A 15452-nucleotide genomic window follows, 5' to 3' on the forward strand; every position below is an offset into this window, starting at 1 on the left:
CTATCATTCTCAGCGCCACAGAAGGGACGCCCCATGGCCTTACGGAATCGGCTCACCGGGATCGCCGTCGCGGCATCCGTCACCGCACTCGCCGCCGTCACCGTTCCCTCCGCCTTGGCCTCCACGACTGCCACGACCGCCGGTACCCCTGCTGCGGCGCCCAAGGGCATCAACAAAGGCATCGCCCTCAGTGACGACCAGCGTTACGCCATCGACGAGATCACCAACGTCTTCGAGAACGGCGACATCACCAGTGGCTTCGCCGACATCCAGGACTACGGCGACGGCTGCGGCTACACCGCCGGTTACATCGGGTTCTGCACCGCGACCAACGACGACGTCGACCTCGTCACGTATTACGACTCCCAGGAGCCGGACAACCCGCTGGCCAAATACCTGCCTGCGCTCAAGAAGCTCGCCGCCGCGAGCAGCGACGCGCACACCGGGCTGAACGGCTTTCCGGCCGCGTGGAAGCAGGCGGCCAAGGACACGGTGTTCGTCCAGGCCCAGTTCGAGCAGGCCCACGCCCACTACCTGGATCCCGCGCTCGCCGAGGCGCAGAAAGTAGGCATCCAGTCGGCTCTCGGCGTTGCCAACTTCTTCGACACCGCAGTGGAGATGGGCCCCGACGGCACACCGGACAGCCCGGACGGACTGCTCGTGCTCGTCGCCGAGACGACCTCCAAGGCAGGCGGGACTCCGGCCTCCGGGGTGAACGAGCACACCTGGCTGGGCATCTTCAACCAAGTGCGTACCAATCATCTCAAGCACCCCAAGACCCCGGGCCGTCAGACGGACTGGCCGAGTTCGGTCGACCGCGTGCAGGCGCTGGACCAGATGGCCTCTGCCGGCGAGTGGGACCTGCCGCTGCCGCTGCACGTGGGCGCCGATTTCAATTTCACCATCCCCAAGCGTGGACCGGGCGATCCGATCTGACGCGCTCGGCGCCCCGCCGACGGGCCCGCGTCCCCGGGCGTTCAGCACCGGGAGCTGTAGCGTGACCGCCGGATGCCGGGTGCCGGGTATCGGAGGTGACCGCGTATGGGCCTGGAACGCCTGCCTGCCGGCGGGTCGCCGGTCGCGCGCATCGGGCTGGGGCTGGCCGCGGTCGGACGATGTGCCGTGCCGGTCCGGTCCCGCCGTTCCGGCGACGGCACGGCACGGCACGGCACGGCACGGCACATGATCTTGTCTGTCTCGTGCTCACCGTCGGTGCGGCCGGTCAGGGCTCCACGACGATCTTGCGTCCGTGCCCGGAGCGGAAGCGGTCGAGTGCATTCGGGTACTGCTCCAAGGGCAGGCGATGGCTGATGAAGAGCTTCGGGTCGAGGACGCCGGTGGCGAACAGTTCGGCGGCGCGTTCGTAGCTGTGGAGCACGGCCATGGAGCCGGTGATGGTGATCTCCTGGTTGTAGATCCGGTACGGGTCGATGGTGGCCCGGGCTGCGTAGTCGGCGACGCCGAACTGAAGGAAGGTGCCGGCCTTGGCCACCCGGCCGAGTCCGTCCTGGATGGCGGCCTGGTTTCCGGTGGCGTCGACGACGACATCCCAGCCGCCGGGCCGGTCGAGTTCGTCGGCGTTGCTCGCCGCGTTCGAGCAGCCGAGGAGGGTGGCGGTGGCGAGCCGGTCGGGGTTGGTGTCGACGACGTCAACGCGGGCGGCGCCGGTGCGTTTGGCGAGCTCCAGCATGATCAGGCCCATGGTGCCGGTGCCGTAGATGAGCACGTGGGCGCCGAGCCGGCTGCCGAGGATGTCGTAGCCGCGGACGGCACAGGACAGCGGCTCGATGAGCGCCGCGTCGCGCACGTCGACGTGGTCGGGGAGGCGGACGCAGTTGGCCACCGGCGTGGCGACGTACTGGGCGGCTCCGCCGGAGACGGTGACGCCGATGGCGTTCCAGCGGTCGCACAGGTTGCCACGGCCCATGCGGCAGTAGCGGCATTCATGGCAGTGCAGCGACGGGTCGACCGCGACCTGGTCGCCGACCGCGACCTCAGTGACCTCCGAGCCGGCCTCGACGACCTCGCCGGCGAACTCGTGCCCGGGGATGACCGGCAGGGTGGGGGCGAACTCGCCCTGGAGGATGTGCAGATCGGTACCGCACAGGCCGCAGGCAGCAACCTGGACGACCACGTCACGCGGCCCCGGTGCGGGGTCGGGCACGGTGGTGACGGTGACCGTGCCGGGGGCTTCGATGACGGCGGCCCTCATTTGACGGCTCCTAGGGACAGGCCCTGGACGAGTTTGTCCTGGGCGGCGAATCCTGCGGCGAGCACCGGCAGGGAGATGACGGTGGAGGCGGCGCAGACCTTGGCGAGGAACAGGCCCTGGCTGGTGACGAATCCGGTGAGGAACACCGGTGCGGTCTGGGCGACGACGCCGGTGAGCACACGGGCGAAGAGCATCTCGTTCCAGCTGAAGATGAAGCAGATCAGTGCGGTGGCGGCGATGCCGGGGCCTGCGATCGGGGCGACGATACGGCCCAGGATCGTGGGCAGCCGTGCCCCGTCCATCTGGGCGGCCTCGATGAGGGATCCGGGGATGTCGGCAAGGAACGACTGCAGCATCCACACTGCGATCGGCAGGTTCATCGAGGTGTAGAGGATGACCAGCAGCCAGATGTTGTCGAGCAGACCGGCGTTCTTCGCGAACAGGTAGACCGGCAGCAGCCCGGCCACCACCGGCAGCATCTTGGTGGAGAGGAAGAAGAACAGCACGTCGGTCCACTTGCGCACCGGCCGGATCGACAGTGCGTAAGCGGCGGGGAGAGCGAGCAGGAGCACCAGCAGCGTGGAGACCACGCTCGCCGTGGTGGAGTTGATCAGCGCCGGCCACGGGCTGGCGCCGCTCGCACCGAAGAACTCGCGGTACGCGCTCAGGGTGAACGGCGCAGTCAGCGACGGCGGGTTGGTGGCCGCGTCCGTCTCGGAGTGGAAGGACGTGAGCACCATCCACAGCACCGGAAGGACGAAGACGATGCCGGCCAGCCAGGCGAGCAGGCCGAGAGCTGTTCCCCGGCGCCTGGCGCGGCGCGCAGTGTGCCGAAGGGACATGGCGGCCTGGGTCATGCGCGGGACACCTCCTCGCGGAAAAGGGAGGACACCACCCGCAGGGCGAAGGTGGCGATCGCGATCGAGCCGATCACGACGAGGACGCCGGCTGCGGAGGCCTGTCCGTACTCATGGGCCTGGTAGAAGGTCTGGTAGATGGTGTAGGGGAGGTTGGCCGTGCCCAGGCCGCCGGAGGTGATGGTGAACACGGCATCGAAGTTCTGCACGATGTAGATCGATCCGAGCAGGATGCCCAGCTCCAGATAGCGCCTCAGGTGCGGCAGGGTGAGATAACGGAAGATCTGCCAGTTGCCCGCGCCGTCCAGCCGGGCGGCCTCCACCATCTCCATCGGACGGCTCTGCAGCCCGGCGAGCAGGATCAGCATCATGAACGGGGTCCACTGCCACACCAGTGCGGTGGCCACCGAGGCCAGCGGCATCGAGGACACCCAGTCCGGCTGCGGCGGGTGCGCGACGCCGAACAGATGGCCCAGCCAGGTCAGCGTGCCGTCGATCAGCCCGTATTCGGGGTTGAACAGCACGTGCTTCCACAGCAGCGCGGCCGCCACCGGGACCAGCAGGAACGGGGCGATGAACAGGGTGCGCACGATGCCCCGGCCGAAGAACCGGCGGTCGAGCAGGAGCGCGATTCCCAGCCCCAGGACGAGACTGACGAGGACCACGCCCGCGGTCAGCACGGCGGTGGTGATCACAGACTGGCGCAGCGCCGGGTCGGTGGCCACCGCCGTGTAGTTGGACAGCCCGGTGAAGTGCCGCTCGTCCGGGTAGAGCGCGTTCCAGTCGAAGAGGGAGATCACCAGGGTTGCCACGAACGGCAGTTGGGTGACGGCGATCAGGAAGACCAGAGCCGGCATCAGCGGCGCGCGCCTCGCCCAGGCGAGGGCCCGGCCGCGGCTGCGGGCCCCTGCGGCCCAGGTGGCCGGTGGTCCGGTGCGGGCGGCGGGCGCTGTGGCCCGGGTGGTGGCAGGGGTGCTCATCACTTCTGGTACCCCTTGGCGACCTGTGCGGCCAGTGCCTGGGAGTGCTGCAGCGCCTGGCCGACCGATTCACGTCCCGCGATGGCGTCACTGATCTCCTGGGAGACCTTGGTGCCCAGATCGGAGAACTCGGGGATGTCGACGAACTGGATGCCGATCGTCGGACGTGGCTGGATGCCGGGGTTGCGCGGATCGGCGCTGTCGATCGAGGCCAGGGTGACATCGGCGAACGCGGATGCGGCGGCCCGGTAGGAGGGATCGGCGTAGGTGGAGGCACGGGTGCCCGCGGGCACATTGGCCCACCCTGCGTCCTTCGCCGCCAGCTGCTGGTACTGCTTGCTGGAGGCCCAGGAGACGAACTTCCACGCGTCATCGGCGCTCTTGGTGGCCTTCTGTATCCCCCAGGCCCAGGTGTACAGCCAGCCCGAGCTGTTGGTCTTCTCCACCGGTGCGGGGACATAGCCGACCTTGCCCTTCACCGGTGAGCCGGCAGCCTCCAGGGAACCGGCGGCAGCGGTGGAGTCGTACCACATGGCCGTTTTGCCCTGGGTGAAGTCGTTGAGGCACTCGGCGTATCCGGACTGGGCTGCCCCGGACTCGCCGTGCTGACGTACCAGGTTCACGTAGAAATCGGTGGCGGACTCGAAGGCGGGCGAGGTGAGCTGTGCCTGCCAGTCCTTGGTGAACCAGGTCCCGCCGAAGGTGTTGACCACCGTGGTCAGCGGGGCGATCACCTCGCCCCAACCGGGCTGGCCACGCAGGCAGATCCCCTTCATACCGGGCTGGGCGCCGTCGGTCCTCGCCGCCAGCTCGGCGACCTGCTGCCAGGTTGGATGGGCCGGCATCGTCAAGCCCTTCGCGGCGAAGACGTCCTTGCGGTACATCAGGAACGACGACTCGCCGTAGAACGGTTCGCCGTACAGCTTGCCGTCGCCCCCGGTCAACGACTCCCGCATCGGCGCGAGAATGTCGGCCTGGTCGAATCCCTCGTCCTTGGCCGCATATCCGTCCAGCGGCAGCAGCCAGCCGTTCTTGGCGTAGAACGGCACCTCGTAGTTGCTGATGGTGGCGACGTCGTACTGGCCTGCCTGGTTGGAGAAGTCCTGGCTGATCTTGTCACGGACGTCGTCCTCGGGCAGCACGGTGAAGTTGACCTTGATGCCCGTCTCCTTGGTGAAGTTCGCCGCGGTGAGCTTCTGCAGCTCCAGCATCTGCGGGTTGTTCACCATGAGCACATTGATGGCGTTGCCACCGGAAGAGCCTCCGGCGCCGCCGGCCCCGGCGCACCCCGCCAGCAGCGCCCCGGCTGCCACGGCCACGGCCGCTGTGCGTATCCCGCGTTCTCTGCGGATGACGTGGTTGATCATGATCGGCTCCTGATCGGAAGGGGACGGTGTGCGGTGTGCGGCTCACACCCGGATGACCTGCGGGCCCAGCAGGGAGTAGCGCCGGGCCTCGGCGGAGGGCAGCCCGGTGCCGGTGACGATCGCGTCGAAGTCGGTCACTTCGGCGAAGCGGCAGAAGCTCACGGCCCCGAACTTGGTGTGCACTCCGGCGAACACCCGACGCCGGGCAACGCGCATCACCGTGGCCTTGACCTGGCTCACGGCGGGGTCGGGCGTGGTCAGGCCGTACTCACGGGAGATGCCGTTCGCGCCCAGGTACGCCAGGTCGATGACGAAGCCGGAGAGCATCCCGGCGGCCCAGTGGTCGACCGTGGCGAGGGTGCCGCCGCGCACACGCCCGCCCAGCATCAGCACGGTGATGTTCTCGCGGGCAGCGAGCGTGCCCGCCGTCCCCAGCGAGGCGGTCACCACGGTCAGGGGCCGGTCCCTGGGCAACGCCTCTGCGATCAACTGCGGTGTGAACCCCTCGTCGATGAAGACCGTTTCGGCATCGCCCAGCAACTCGGCGGCGGCAGCGGCGATACTTGACTTCTCCGGCACGTGCATGGTGGTGCGGAAAGCGAGCGTGGTCTCGAAGCCGGCGCTCTCCACCGGATACGCCCCGCCGTGCATCCGCCGTACGAGACCGTGCTGCTCCAGTACGCGCAGGTCGCGCCGGACGGTCTCCTTGGATACCCCGAGGTCCGCGGACACCTTGCCGACATCGACCGACCCCGTGCTCCGTGCCGCTTCCACTATCCGCCGACGGCGTTCTTCGGCGTCCATGGCGCACCCCTCGATTCCCAGCGCACTGCTCAGGTGTGACGAAGCCCGTTCGGGCTTGTGGATGAGTTTCTACAAGCCCCGCACCTGGCTGACCAGGATCTTTATCGAAAGGATTGCGACCGGATATGCCCGTTTCACACAGGGGATCCGCCCTGCGCAGCGCCATCCGGCGCCGTCCCACCGCAACGGGCCGTGCCCGTTTGCCCCTCCGCAGCTGACCGTTCTCTGCCCGTTCGCCGCCCGAGCGGTCAGGCGGCGAGGACGAGAGCGGGCAAGGCGAGAAGCCAGTTGGTGATGCGCGAAGGTACGGATCGCCGTCGAGGCGAGGCCGGCCAGCGGGCGACGCCGTGAATCGCCTCGTCCCCGGTGATGTGGAACCACACGCGCTTGCCAGGGATGCGCTGGACCCCGCAGGCTGCGCTGAGGGCGTGCATCAGGGCCAGTCCGCGCCCGCACTCGGCCTCAAGGATCCGGAAGCGTCGAGGGCGTCGAGGGGATCGGAGGCGTGGTGGGCATCGGCGGGCTCCGCGGCACGGCGCGGCCTGGGCGCCACGGTCGTCGGGGTCCGCTGCGAACGTTCCGCCCAGCAGCGACGGCGTCGATGATGGTGTGCAGGGCGCTGCGCACTGCCGGGTCGTCGTCGGCGACCAGGACGGTGATCCCGCGCGGGCACCGGAGGCCACGACGAACGAGACGGACGACATGAACCGCACCGCGGCGTCAGGCCGTGTCGTCCAACCGGGACGCGAGGGCGCCCGGGCACACTGGAGGTACCGCCGTACCGCCTGGGATGCCGCGGCGAACACCTCGTGGCAGGCTGCCCACGAGGGGCTGAGGGGAAGGAGCATGAGGTGACCGGTACCGCCCAGATCGGCGTGACGGGCCTTGCGGTCATGGGCCGCAATCTCGCCCGCAACTTCGCTCGGCACGGCTACACCGTCGCTGTGCACAACCGCACCGCGGCGCGCACCCGCGCCCTGGTCGACGAGTTCGGCGACGAGGGCAGCTTCGTCCCGGCCGAGACGCCGCAGGAGTTCGTCGCCGCCCTGGAGCGTCCGCGGCGCCTGCTGGTGATGGTCAAGGCGGGCGCGCCGACCGACGAGGTGATCGACGAATTCGCCCCGCTACTCGACGAGGGCGACATCGTCATCGACGGGGGCAACGCCCACTTCGCCGACACCCGGCGCCGCGAGGCCGCGCTGCGCGAACGCGGCATCCACTTCGTCGGAACGGGTGTCTCGGGCGGCGAGGAGGGTGCGCTGCACGGCCCGTCCATCATGCCGGGAGGTTCGGCCGAGGCGTACCGGGCCGTCGGTCCGATGCTGGAGACGATCAGCGCGCACGTGGACGGGCCGGACGGGGCACCGTGCTGCACGCACATCGGCGCCGACGGCGCCGGGCACTTCGTCAAGATGGTGCACAACGGCATCGAGTACGCCGACATGCAGTTGATCGGCGAGGCGTACGACCTGCTACGGGGCGTGGCCGGCCTGGAGCCCGGGCGGATCGCCGAGATCTTCCGCCGCTGGAACAGCGGGCGACTCGACTCCTACCTGATCGAGATCACCGCCGACATCCTCACCCACACAGACGCCGCCACCGGCAGACCGTTCGTCGACATCGTCGCCGACCGTGCGGAGCAGAAGGGCACCGGCCGGTGGACCGTGCAGACCGCCCTCGACCTGGGGGTTCCGGTGCCGGGCATCGCCGAGGCGGTCTTCGCCCGGTCGCTGTCCGGGCACACGGACCTGCGCGCCGCCGCCCGGCCGCTGCCCGGCCCGGCCGCCTCCGCCCTCGGGGGCCGGGACGCCGACGGCTTCGCCGAGCAGGTCGAGCATGCGCTGTACGCATCGAAGATTGTGTCGTATGCGCAAGGCTGGAACATGATCCAGGCCGGGGCCGACGCATACGGCTGGGAGATCGATCTGGGCGCCGTGGCCTCCATCTGGCGCGGCGGGTGCATCATCCGCGCGGCCTTCCTCGACCGGATCCGCGGCGCCTACTCCGCCGACCCGGCGCTGCCTTCCCTGCTGGCGGACCCGCAGTTCGCCAAGGAGATCGGCGACGCCCAGCCTTCGTGGCGCACGGTGGTGATCGCCGCGGCGCGGCACGGTGTCCCGGCGCCCGGGTTCTCCGCCGCCCTCGCCTACTACGACGCCCTGCGCGCCGAGCGGCTGCCCGCCGCTCTCACCCAGGCACAGCGCGACTACTTCGGTGCGCACACCTACCGGCGCACCGACCGCGAGGGCGTCTTCCACACGCGCTGGTCCGAGGACCGGTCAGAGGCCGAGGTGTAGACGGGGTGCCGAGGGCCGCACGCCGTGCATCTGCGGCAACCGGTGCCCCCATTACGGAACTTAATCGTCCGGTGTCCTAGGCAGCGGCGGTTCCGGACCGATAGCTTGCCGTCCTCCTCCCCATTGACCGGGGAGGTGTTCCGGCTCGCAAAGGGGGTGCCGTGCGCGAATTCAGCCGCCCTCACATCGTCGGACCTCTGCTCTCCGGCGGCCTTGCCGACACGGTGTACGAGGTGGCCGACCTGGAGCCGGGGAGAGTCCAGCTCGCCAGACGTGACCCCGGCGACCCCGGCCGGTGGAGCCCGGTGACGGCGAGGACCTTCCGCGACGAGGTGGTGGCGCTCGCCAAGGGACTGCTGGCCAGCGGCATCGGTTTCGGGGACCGGGTGGCCATGATGGCGCGGACCCGGTACGAGTGGACGCTGTTCAGCTATGCCCTGTGGTCGATCGGCGCCCAACTGGTGCCCGTCTACCCCACCTCCTCCGAGGACCAGGTCTGCTGGATCCTCTCCCATACCGAGGCGGTGGCCGTCGTCGTGGAGGGCGAGGACCACGCGATGTCGGTCGGCGCCGTCTGCGACCGGCTGCCGGCGCTGCGCTCGATCTGGCAGATGGACACCGGGTGCGTGCAGGCGCTGTGCGATCAGGGCCGGGGCGTGCCCGAGGAGTTGGTGCACCAACGGCGCTGGGCCGTCGAGCCGCACTCCGTCGCGGTCATCGCCTATACCTCCGGCACCACCGGGACGCCCATGGGGTGCCTGATCACCCATGCCAACCTGGCGGCCGAGTGCGACACGCTGTACGCGGGCTGGGGTTCGCTGCTGGCCGCTCCCGGGGAGCAGCCCTCCATCCTCGCCTTCCTCCCGCTGTCGCACATCTACGGCCTGATGGTGCAGGTGGCCTGCATACGCTCGGGCGTCATCATGGGTCACGAGCCCGCTCTCACGGCCGCTGCGCTGGTGCCCGCGTTCGCCTCCTTCCGGCCGACGTTCGTCTTCGCCGTGCCCTACGTCTTCGAGAGAATGCTCAAGTGCGCGCGCGGCGTTGCCGAGGAGGCCGGCCGGGGCCGGCTCTTCGACAGGGCCATGGACGTCGCGGTGCGCTACGCCGAGGCGGTGGAGCAGCACGCATTGGGTGCGGGCAAGGGACCCGGACCATGGCTGAGAGCAGCGCACGCCGTCTTCGACCGCATGGTGTACCGGCGCCTGCGGGCCGTGCTGGGGGACCGGGTACGGTATGCCGTCAGCGGCGGTTCGCCGTTCAGCCGCGAACTGGGGCTGATGTTCGCGGGCGCCGGGATCACCGTGTACGACGGCTACGGGCTCACCGAGACCACCGCGGCGGTGACGGCCCAGCCCGTGGGGCGCGTCCGGTTCGGCACGGTCGGCTGCCCGATGCCGGGGAACTCGATACGTATCGCTCATGACGGTGAGGTGTGGGTGCGCGGCAATACGGTCTTCGCCGGCTACCTCGGCGACCGCGCGGCGACGGAGGCGGCCATGCACCAGGGCTGGCTGCGCACCGGGGACCTCGGGTACCTGGACGGCGACGGCTATCTCACCATCACCGGCCGCAAGAAGGACGTGATCATCACCAGCGGCGGCAAGAGCGTGTGCCCTCTGGTGCTGGAGGCGCGGGTGCGGATGCACCCCCTCGTCTCGCAGTGTGTGGTGGTGGGTGACAACCGCCCGTACATAGGGGCGTTGATCACCCTGGATCCCGATGCGTTGCCGCGGTGGCAGCGTCTGATCCGGGAGCAGGCCGCGGCCGGGCGGGCGGTCGTGTCGGCGAACCAGGCGCTGCATGCGGAGATCCAGAAGGCGGTGTCGGTGGCGAACACCGCGGTGTCCCGGGCGGAGTCGATCAGGGCCTTCAGGATCCTGCCGGCCGAATTCAGCGTCCAGGACGGCCTGCTGACTCCTTCGCTCAAACTTCGCCGCGATGCCATCACCAAGGCCTATGCCGCGGAGATCGAACAGCTCTATGCCGGTTAGAGCCGGTTGGCGAACGGTTGGCAACCATCGTCTCGTGGAGGTGCAGTGACCTTCTCCGCAGTGGCCCGGTCGGCGGACGGCGATTCCTTCGGGGTTGCCGTGGCCAGCAAGTTCCTGGCGGTGGGTGCCGCCGTACCGGCGGCGGAGGCGGGGGTGGGTGCGCTGGCCACACAGGCCTTCGCCAACCTCGCCTACCGGCCCGAAGGCCTGTCGCTGATGCGATCGGGCATCGAGGCGGCGGCGACCGTCAATCGTCTGGTCACGGCGGACGCCGAGGCGCAGACGCGACAGCTCGGTGTGGTGACGGCGAGCGGCCCGGGCGCGACGTTCACCGGCGAGGAGTGCCTGCCGTGGTGCGGAGGGGTCGCAGACGACGGCTATGCGATCCAGGGCAACATCCTCACCGGCCCGGAGGTGGTGGAGGCTATGCAGGTGGCGTGGCTGGCCGGTGACCCGGCCACGTCGCTGGCCCGTCGGCTGCTGGCCGTTCTCGCCGCGGGCGACCGCGCCGGCGGCGACCGGCGCGGACGGCAGAGCGCCGCCGTGCTGGTGGTACGGCCGGGCGGCGGCTACGGGGGAACCAGCGATGTGGAAGTGGACCTGCGTGTCGACGACGATCCGGCACCTGTGGAGGGTCTGGAACGCCTGCTCAGGCTGCATGAGCTGTACTTCACCCGCCCGGACCCCGCAACGCTGCTCGATCTCACCGGCGACCTCGCCGCCGAGGTGACCGAACGGCTGAGCCGGCTCGGCCACCCCGGCGAGCCCGACGCGGCGCTCGCGGCCTGGGCGGGCATGGAGAATCTCGAAGAGCGCCTCGCCCCCGGCCGCATCGACCCCGTCGTCCTGGATCTGCTCCGCAAGGCCTGACCGCAAGGCGTGACGGTGCAGGTGGTGGGCCTACGGTTGCGGATACCCTGTGCGTATGGCTGGATCCGGTGGTGCGTCCTCTTCTGGACTGCGGGAGCGCAAGAAGGCCGAGACCCGGCAGGCGTTGCGGACCCAGGCGGCGCGTCTTTTCGCGGAGCGGGGGTTCGCCGACACGACCGTGGCGGAGATCGCCGAGGCAGCCGGGGTGTCGCTGCGGACGTTCTTCCGCTACTTCGACAGCAAGGAGGAGCTCCTCCTGCCCGACTTGGCGGAGTTGTTCGACCGGTTGGCGCGGGAGCTGGAGCGCCGGCCGGCCGACGAGCCCGCCTTGGTGGCGCTGCGCGAGGCGCTGCTGACCGTCACCAGCGGTCCGAGGACGACGCTGGTCGCCCTCCTCCACCCGTTGGAGGGCGCCGCCGATGTGGTGACGGACCGGCTGGTCTACACGTTCATGAAGTCCGAGGACCGCTTCGCCCAACTGCTCGCGCAGCGGCTGCCTCCGGGTCCTGACGTGGATCTGCGGGCCTCGGTGCTCGCGATGACGGCGCTGTCGGCGGTGCGGTCGGTGCTGCGCACGATCCGGCAGCGGCGTGAGACGGAGGAGGTGCCGGTGGGCACCTTCGCCAGGCTGCTGCGTTCGGCGTTCACCGTTCTCGCCGAGGAGAGCTCGAAGGTCTGAGCAGGTCTGAAGCAGATCCGGCCGGTGTCACCGCGCGGCGGCGACCGGCTCCTGTATCAACTGCCGTGCATACGTGCGTAGTTGACGGGCACTGTTCCAGCCGAGGGCGCCGGTGACGTGCCCGTCCTCGCCGTAGAGGGCGACGAAGGAGCCCTCCGCGGGGCTGCCGTGCACGATGCGCGGTTCGGTGCCGGGGCTGCAGATTCCGTAGGCCTGGATCCTGTCGCCGTACTGGTCGGTCCAGAAGTAGGGCAGTGGCGCGTACGGTTCGCGGGCGCCGAGGAGGTTGCGCGCGGCGGCGATGGCCTGCTCCGCAGCGTTGGTGCGGTGTTCACGACGCATCGGCGTGCCCAGCCGCGGGTCGTGCCATCGGGCGACGTCACCTGCGGCGTAGATCCCGGGCGCGGCGCGGCAGTAGGCGTCGCACACCACCCCGTCGGTGACGTCCAGGCCGCTGCCGCGCAGCCAGTCGGTGGCCGGTGTCGAGCCGATGGCGACGACGACGGCGTCGGCGTCCACGTGGGAGCCGTCGGTCAGCTCCAGACCGGTCACGTGTCCGTCGGAGCCGGTGAGGGAGGTGACGCCGACACCGGTGCGCAACCGGACCCCGTGGTCGGCGTGGAGCCGGCCGACCAGATGGCCGATGACGGGGCCGAGTCTGCCGGCGAGCGGGGCCGGGCCCGGGCAGATGAGCGTCGTGTCGAGGCCGAGGGTGCGGACGCCGGCGGCGACTTCCGTGCCGGTGAATCCCGCGCCGACGACAGTGATCCTGGGCCGGCGCAGCAAGTGGTCCCGCAGCCGCAGGGTGTCGTCCAGGGTGCGCAGGACGTGCACGCCGTCCAGGCCGTGGCCGGTGGGCAGGCGGCGGGGGCGGACGCCGGTGGCGATGACGAGACCGTCGTACGCGATGCGTTCGCCGTCGTCGAGTTCGACCGTGCGCCGGCCGGGGTCGAGGGCGGTGGCCCTGCGGGCCGTCAGTACATCGATGCCGAGGCGGTCGTACTCGTCGGAGCTGCGCAGGGCGGCCCGGGAGGGTTCCCAGGCGCCGGTGAGGATCTGCTTGGACAGCGGCGGACGGTCGTACGGGAGGTGTGGTTCGTCGCCGATCAGGGTGAGGAGGCCGTCGTAGCCCTCCCGGCGCAGGGTCTCGGCCGCGGTGAGGCCCGCGATCGAGGCGCCGACGACGAGCACGTGGCGCGGGGCCGTGCTCACTCGGCCTCCATGCGGATGGCGGCGGCCGGGCAGCGGGCGGCGGCGTCGCGGACGGCGGCGGCCAGGTGCGCGGGCGGTTGGGCGTCGAGCAGGACGGCTATGCCGTCGTCGTCCTGGTCGAAGACGTCGGGGGCGGTCAGGACGCACGTTCCGGCGCCGCAACAGCGGTCCTGGTCAAGGGTGATGCGCATGACAGTGTTCCTTCCTTTGGAGTCGGTGCGGCTTCACCAGGTGACGGGCAGCCGGTGCAGTCCGTAGATGAGCATGTCGTCGCGGAATGCGGCCTCGTCGAGCGACACGGCCGGGCGCAGCCCGGGGAAGCGTGCGAACAGCGAGGTCAGCGTGGTCTGGAGCTCGGCGCGGGCAAGTTGCTGGCCGAGGCACTGGTGCGGGCCGTAGCCGAAGGCGACGTGGGCGGACGGGCCGCGGGTGACGTCCAGTCGGTCGGGGTCGTCGATGCCCAAGCCCGGATCACGGTTGGCCGAGGGCAGCGAGGCCACCACGATCTCCCCGGCGCGGATCCCCTGCCCGCCGAGGGTGAGGTCCTCGGTCGCCACCCGGGTCAGGCCGAACTGAATGATCGTCAGGTAGCGGAGCAGCTCCTCCACCGCGCGGTCGGCGAGCGCCGGGTCGCCGCGCAGTGCGGCGAGCTGGTCCGGGTGGTGAAGAAGCGTCAGCGTGCCGAGGGCGATCATGTTTGCGGTCGTCTCGTGGCCCGCGATCAGCAGCAGCGAGCCGAGCACCGTGAGTGCCACGTCGTCGAGGGGGCCGTCCGGATCGGCGTCGGCCTGCGCGACGAGCGTGCTGATCAGGTCATCGCCGGGAGTGCGGCGCTTGGCCGCGACCAGTTCCGCCATGAACGATCCGAGCGCCTGCCTGGCCTGCTGGGACTGTTCGGGCGAGGCGTCGACGGCGAGGATCCGCCCGGCCAGGCCCTGGAACGTGCCGCGGTCGTCGTAGGAGACCCCGAGCAGCTCGCAGATGACCAACGAGGTGACGGGCAGGGCCAGTTCGGCGACGAGGTCGACCGGCCCACCGGCCCGCTCCATCGCGTCCAGCCGCTCCTCGACGATCTGCTGGATCCGCGGCCGCAGCTGCTGCACGCGCTTGACGGTGAACGCACGCATCACCGGCCGCCGGTAGCGCGCGTGCTCCGGCTCGTCCAGGCGCAGCAGCGCGCCGGGGAGCGGCACCTCCGGCAGGGTCGCCGGGTTGGGGCGCACATGCGGCGCGGTGAGGCCCACGCGCGAGCTGAACCGGGGGTCGGCGAGCATCGCCCGGACGTCCTCGTACCGGGTGACCAGCCATCCCGATCCGCCCCCGGGGAACGCGATCCGGCTCACGGGAGCGTCCTCGCGCAGGCGGGCGTACTCGGGTGCCGGGTCGAACGGGCACGTGCGGTGCCGGGGCAGGCCGGGGAGCGGCTGTTGCGCGCCGGGCTGGTCTGTGGGGTGGACGGACGTATCGGCCATGGGTTCCTCCTCGAACACCCGGGGCGACGCCACGCGGTCCGCGCCCGTGTCGGCGTCTGTGCCTGTGCCCGCAGCACTAGAAAGTGACACTAGTGCCAGAATAGCGAAAGTGGCACGAGTGTCAAAAGGTCTGCGCCGACAATCGGGCGGGTATCGGGCTCAGGCTTCATCGAGCGGCTCGCCGAGGGCGGTGAGCGCCTCTTCGAGCCAGGTGATCCAGAACGTCTCCAGTTCGATGCCGCCGCGCAGCACCAGGTGGCGCAGCCGGTCCTCGGTGGCATCGCGCTCCGGGAGGAAGTCGCGCTCCTCGATCGCCCGGTACTCGGCGAGCTGGCGGCGGTGCAGGCCGAGATGGCGCCGCAGTTCGGCGCCGAGCCCCTCGGTGCCGATGACGGCCGCCGCACGCAGGCGCAGCAGCAGGGCGTCCCGGATCGGACGGGGGTCCTGCCCGGCGGCGGCCCAGGCCGCCAGCGCCTCGCGGCCCGCGGGCAGGACCTCGTACTCCTTCTTCTGCCCGCGGACCCGCTGCGCGGCGGGCAGGGCGCGAATGAGCCCTGCCTCCTCCAGTTTTCCCAGCTCGCGATAGATCTGCTGGTGCGTGGCCGACCAGAAGTAGCCGATCGACCGGTCGAAGCGACGGGTCAGTTCCAGCCCCGATGACGGCTGTTCCAGCAGGGCGGTGAGGATCGCGTGCGGGAGTGACATGAC

15 protein-coding genes are annotated in these 15452 nt (G+C 70.3%); 5 read left to right on the forward strand and 10 right to left on the reverse strand.

All coding sequences use genetic code 11. The annotated features are described in order from the left end of the window. Positions 1–33: 33 nt before the first annotated feature. Positions 34–936, forward strand: a complete 903-nt coding sequence (locus tag NGB36_RS04965; protein WP_255918809.1) for a chitosanase — start codon at positions 34–36, stop codon at positions 934–936. 286 nt (positions 937–1222) lie between these two features. Here the strand turns inward: NGB36_RS04965 and NGB36_RS04970 are convergent, their stop codons facing one another. The 6 genes from NGB36_RS04970 to NGB36_RS04995 all read right to left on the reverse strand — a co-directional run bounded on the left by NGB36_RS04970 (position 1223) and on the right by NGB36_RS04995 (position 6654). Then, positions 1223–2212: a zinc-dependent alcohol dehydrogenase family protein gene (locus NGB36_RS04970; protein ID WP_255918810.1), complete on the reverse strand. Its 990-nt coding sequence runs from the start codon at positions 2210–2212 to the stop codon at positions 1223–1225. Continuing rightward, positions 2209–3069, reverse strand: coding sequence for a carbohydrate ABC transporter permease (locus tag NGB36_RS04975; protein WP_255918811.1), 861 nt, complete (start codon positions 3067–3069; stop codon positions 2209–2211). Before NGB36_RS04975 ends, NGB36_RS04970 begins: the two co-directional genes overlap by 4 nt. Continuing rightward, positions 3066–4049: a carbohydrate ABC transporter permease gene (locus NGB36_RS04980; RefSeq protein ID WP_255918812.1), complete on the reverse strand. Its 984-nt coding sequence runs from the start codon at positions 4047–4049 to the stop codon at positions 3066–3068. Before NGB36_RS04980 ends, NGB36_RS04975 begins: the two co-directional genes overlap by 4 nt. Further along, positions 4049–5416, reverse strand: a complete 1368-nt coding sequence (locus NGB36_RS04985) for an ABC transporter substrate-binding protein (RefSeq protein ID WP_255918813.1) — start codon at positions 5414–5416, stop codon at positions 4049–4051. The genes NGB36_RS04980 and NGB36_RS04985 overlap by 1 nt, the downstream gene beginning before the upstream one ends. 42 nt (positions 5417–5458) lie before the next feature. Then, positions 5459–6220, reverse strand: coding sequence for a DeoR/GlpR family DNA-binding transcription regulator (locus NGB36_RS04990; RefSeq protein WP_255918814.1), 762 nt, complete (start codon positions 6218–6220; stop codon positions 5459–5461). A 248-nt stretch (positions 6221–6468) separates the two neighbouring features. Next, the gene (locus tag NGB36_RS04995; RefSeq protein ID WP_255918816.1) at positions 6469–6654 is read right to left on the reverse strand and encodes a hypothetical protein; all 186 of its coding nucleotides are present in this window, start codon (positions 6652–6654) and stop codon (positions 6469–6471) included. Between the two features lie 417 nt (positions 6655–7071). On the opposite strand from NGB36_RS04995, the gene gnd reads away from it, so the two are divergent. From gnd to NGB36_RS05015, 4 genes are all read left to right on the forward strand, one after another. Continuing rightward, complete coding sequence (gene gnd, locus NGB36_RS05000) at positions 7072–8517, forward strand: NADP-dependent phosphogluconate dehydrogenase (RefSeq protein WP_255918817.1); 1446 nt, start codon at positions 7072–7074, stop codon at positions 8515–8517. A gap of 161 nt (positions 8518–8678) precedes the next feature. Then, complete coding sequence (locus NGB36_RS05005; protein ID WP_255918818.1) at positions 8679–10511, forward strand: AMP-dependent synthetase/ligase; 1833 nt, start codon at positions 8679–8681, stop codon at positions 10509–10511. 45 nt (positions 10512–10556) lie between these two features. Continuing rightward, positions 10557–11381, forward strand: a complete 825-nt coding sequence (locus NGB36_RS05010) for a DUF1028 domain-containing protein (RefSeq protein WP_255918819.1) — start codon at positions 10557–10559, stop codon at positions 11379–11381. Positions 11382–11436: 55 nt separating this feature from the next. Continuing rightward, positions 11437–12060, forward strand: a complete 624-nt coding sequence (locus NGB36_RS05015; protein ID WP_255918820.1) for a TetR family transcriptional regulator — start codon at positions 11437–11439, stop codon at positions 12058–12060. Positions 12061–12087: 27 nt separating this feature from the next. Here the strand turns inward: NGB36_RS05015 and NGB36_RS05020 are convergent, their stop codons facing one another. The 4 genes from NGB36_RS05020 to NGB36_RS05035 all read right to left on the reverse strand — a co-directional run bounded on the left by NGB36_RS05020 (position 12088) and on the right by NGB36_RS05035 (position 15449). Beyond that, positions 12088–13272, reverse strand: coding sequence for an NAD(P)/FAD-dependent oxidoreductase (locus NGB36_RS05020; protein WP_255918821.1), 1185 nt, complete (start codon positions 13270–13272; stop codon positions 12088–12090). Then, entirely contained in the window at positions 13269–13463 is a 195-nt protein-coding gene (locus NGB36_RS05025) for a ferredoxin (RefSeq protein ID WP_255918822.1), read from the reverse strand. The genes NGB36_RS05020 and NGB36_RS05025 overlap by 4 nt, the downstream gene beginning before the upstream one ends. Positions 13464–13496: 33 nt before the next feature. Then, on the reverse strand, positions 13497–14744 hold the full coding sequence (locus NGB36_RS05030; protein WP_255918823.1) for a cytochrome P450: 1248 nt from the start codon (positions 14742–14744) through the stop codon (positions 13497–13499). A gap of 159 nt (positions 14745–14903) precedes the next feature. Next, the gene (locus tag NGB36_RS05035; RefSeq protein WP_255918824.1) at positions 14904–15449 is read right to left on the reverse strand and encodes a PadR family transcriptional regulator; all 546 of its coding nucleotides are present in this window, start codon (positions 15447–15449) and stop codon (positions 14904–14906) included. Positions 15450–15452: the final 3 nt, after the last annotated feature.

This window comes from Streptomyces humicola (genome assembly GCF_024436035.1).
Lineage (GTDB): Bacteria > Actinomycetota > Actinomycetes > Streptomycetales > Streptomycetaceae > Streptantibioticus_B > Streptantibioticus_B humicola.

Coding starts and splice junctions, on each gene's coding strand:
- NGB36_RS04965 (WP_255918809.1), top strand. CDS start 34: ATGGCCTTACGGAATCGGCTCACCGGGATCGCCGTCGCGGCATCCGTC.
- NGB36_RS04970 (WP_255918810.1), bottom strand. CDS start 2,212: ATGAGGGCCGCCGTCATCGAAGCCCCCGGCACGGTCACCGTCACCACC.
- NGB36_RS04975 (WP_255918811.1), bottom strand. CDS start 3,069: ATGACCCAGGCCGCCATGTCCCTTCGGCACACTGCGCGCCGCGCCAGG.
- NGB36_RS04980 (WP_255918812.1), bottom strand. CDS start 4,049: ATGAGCACCCCTGCCACCACCCGGGCCACAGCGCCCGCCGCCCGCACC.
- NGB36_RS04985 (WP_255918813.1), bottom strand. CDS start 5,416: ATGATCAACCACGTCATCCGCAGAGAACGCGGGATACGCACAGCGGCC.
- NGB36_RS04990 (WP_255918814.1), bottom strand. CDS start 6,220: ATGGACGCCGAAGAACGCCGTCGGCGGATAGTGGAAGCGGCACGGAGC.
- NGB36_RS04995 (WP_255918816.1), bottom strand. CDS start 6,654: ATGCACGCCCTCAGCGCAGCCTGCGGGGTCCAGCGCATCCCTGGCAAG.
- NGB36_RS05015 (WP_255918820.1), top strand. CDS start 11,437: ATGGCTGGATCCGGTGGTGCGTCCTCTTCTGGACTGCGGGAGCGCAAG.
- NGB36_RS05025 (WP_255918822.1), bottom strand. CDS start 13,463: ATGCGCATCACCCTTGACCAGGACCGCTGTTGCGGCGCCGGAACGTGC.
- NGB36_RS05030 (WP_255918823.1), bottom strand. CDS start 14,744: ATGGCCGATACGTCCGTCCACCCCACAGACCAGCCCGGCGCGCAACAG.
- NGB36_RS05035 (WP_255918824.1), bottom strand. CDS start 15,449: ATGTCACTCCCGCACGCGATCCTCACCGCCCTGCTGGAACAGCCGTCA.